Below are 2,554 nucleotides of genomic sequence, written 5' to 3' on the forward strand. Positions count from 1 at the left end.
CCGGGCAACGACCCCATCCGCAGCCCCGACGTCCTGCCCACCGGGCGCAATTTCCACGGCCTGAACGGCAACCTCCTGCCCACCCGGGTCGGCTGGTCGCTGGGCTCGGAGATGGCCGCCGAGGCCCTCGGCAAGGGCGGCGACGGCAGCGAGGCGGTGGTCCTGTGGGCCTCGGACACGGTCCGTGACGAAGGCGCGATGGTCGCCTTCGGCCTGGACATGCTCGGGGTCAGGCCGGTGTGGAACGCCCGCGGCATCGTCGAGGGGCTCGAGCGCGTCCCGCTGGCCGACGGCCGCGAGCGCCGCGACGTGGTGTTCACCACCTCCGGGCTGTTCCGCGACCTCTACGGCGAGCTGCTGGTCTGGTTGGACCGGGGCACCCGCCTCGCCCTGCAGGGCTCGGCGCAGACCATCCGCGAACGCCATCCGGCCCTGACCGTGGCGCTGGACACGGCCCTGGGGCCGGTGGACGAGCTGGGCCGGCCCGGCGACGAGCCGCTGGCACGCAACCGCGTCGCCGCCCACTGGGTCGAAGACACCCGCGCGGCGCTGTCGCAGGGGCTCACCGCGACGGAAGCCGGCGAGCGCTCGGTGCGCCGCGTCTACGGCGACGCCCCGGGCAGCTACGGCGCCGGCATCAACCGTCTGGTGGAGCGCTCGGGGAGCTGGCAGGACCGCAGCGGCCTGGCCGACACCTACCTGCGCCGCCTGGGCCACGCCTACGGCGCGGGCATCCAGGGGGAGGCCACCCGGCAGGGCTTCCGCCGGGCCCTGAGCCGGGTCGAGCGCAGCTATCTCGGCCGCGCGAGCAACCTCTACGGCCTGCTCGACAACAACGACGCCTTCGACTACCTCGGCGGGCTCAGCCTCGCCGTGGAGACCCTCACCGGCGAGGCGCCGGCGAACAGCGTCGTCCACCTCGCCGACCCCGGCGACGCCAGCGTCGAGCCGCTGGAGACCGCACTGCTCAAGGAGCTGCGCGGGCGCTACCTCAATCCAGCCTGGATCCGCGGGCTGATGGAGCACGGCTACGCCGGCGCCCGCACCATGGGCAGCGAGTTCATGGAATACCTCTGGGGCTGGCAGGTGACCAACCCGCAGATCGTGCGCTCCTGGGCCTGGGAGGCGGTCAAGCGGGTCTACATCGACGACGCCAACGACCTCGGCCTCGACGAATTCCTCCGCCAGGGCAACAACGTGCACGTGCGCACCAACATGCTCGCGATCATGCTGGTCGCCATCCAGAAGGGCTTCTGGGACGCCGACGACGCCACCGTCGAGCAGCTCGCCACCGAGTTCGCCCGCTCGGTGATCGCCAACGGCCTGCCCGGCAGCGGCCACACCGCCCCGGAGCACCCGATGCTGGAGTGGGTGACGCCGCGCCTGCCCGAATCGCTGCGCGGTCCGTTCAGCGCACGCATCGCCGCCGCCCGGGGCGAGCCGCAGCCGTCGGGGCCGACCGTGACCACCGTCGCCGAGATCACCCCGGCCGGTGACGATGCCGCTTCCGACGCGCCGAAGGAGAACGCCGCGACACCGTCCACCCCGGCGACGACCGCGGGCGAATCCCCGGCGAGGTCCGGCGAACGTCCCGCGGACGACGCCGAACGCGGCGAGTCCGGCAAGTCCGCCGGGGAGCGCGACGCCCGCGAGCGGGACGACGACGCCCCGACACCGCCGTGGTCGCCGTACTGGCTGCTCGCCGGCCTCGGCGTGCTGCTGGCGGGCGGGGTGATCCGCGGCGGACTGGGCCGCGCCCGCTGAGGGCGCCCCACACCAAGGAGGAACGATGTTCGACAGTGTTTTCATCGACCTGCTGCACCGGGTCACCGGCTGGCTCCTGCAGCCCGTGCTCGCGCTGCTGGCGGTGACCGTCGCGCTCACCGTCTGGGAACTGGGGGTGGCCGCCGGCGAGCGCGCGTTCGCCCTGCGCCGGCTCGCCCGGGGGTCGGCGGACGCCGCGGAACGGCTGGCGCGGCGGCGCATCGACCGCGCCGACCTGCTCGCCCGCGGCGCCCCCATGCTCGGACTCATGGGCACGCTCATCCCCCTCGGCCCGGGGCTCAGCGCACTCGGCAACGGCGAGCTGGACGTGCTCGCCACCGCGGTCACCGTGGCCTTCGATACCACGGTGGTCGGGCTGCTCGCCGGCCTGGCCGGCTTCGTCGTCGCGCGGCTGCGCCGGCGCTGGTACGAGGAGCTCCTCGATCGCATGGAGGCGGGACATGAGCCGGCGTAGGCGCCTGACCGGCCGTTTCGACGACCAGGAGCGCGATCCCATGGGACCGCTCGCCAACCTCGTCGACATCATGCTGGTCTTCGTCTGCGGCCTGCTCGTGGCACTGGCCGCCCGCAGCGAGGACGTCCACGACGCCCTCCGGGGCGGCCGCGAGGTCGACCGCGGCCACGAGCTCGCCGAGCCGCCGGCCGGCGTCGAGGGCGGCGGCAGCGGACTCCAGCCGGTGGGCGAGGTCTACCGGGACCCGGAGACGGGCAAACTCATCATGGTGGGGGAATCCCAATGAGCGAAGACAGCACCACGACCACCGACACC

At 73.8% G+C, this 2,554-nt stretch carries 3 protein-coding genes; all 3 read left to right on the top strand.

Annotated features, from left to right (window positions below):
• Positions 1-1,764: cobaltochelatase subunit CobN (locus G7A99_RS14910; RefSeq protein WP_163141523.1), on the top strand; the 1,764-nt coding region annotated here is incomplete at its 5' end.
• Positions 1,765-1,789: 25 nt separating this feature from the next.
• On the top strand, positions 1,790-2,239 hold the full coding sequence (locus tag G7A99_RS14915; protein ID WP_018719072.1) for a MotA/TolQ/ExbB proton channel family protein: 450 nt from the start codon (positions 1,790-1,792) through the stop codon (positions 2,237-2,239).
• Entirely contained in the window at positions 2,226-2,525 is a 300-nt protein-coding gene (locus G7A99_RS14920; RefSeq protein ID WP_018719073.1) for a DUF2149 domain-containing protein, read from the top strand. Before G7A99_RS14915 ends, G7A99_RS14920 begins: the two co-directional genes overlap by 14 nt.
• Positions 2,526-2,554: the final 29 nt, after the last annotated feature.

It is taken from the genome of Arhodomonas sp. KWT (assembly GCF_010993615.1).

Coding starts and splice junctions, on each gene's coding strand:
- G7A99_RS14920 (WP_018719073.1), top strand. CDS start 2,226: ATGAGCCGGCGTAGGCGCCTGACCGGCCGTTTCGACGACCAGGAGCGC.
- G7A99_RS14915 (WP_018719072.1), top strand. CDS start 1,790: ATGTTCGACAGTGTTTTCATCGACCTGCTGCACCGGGTCACCGGCTGG.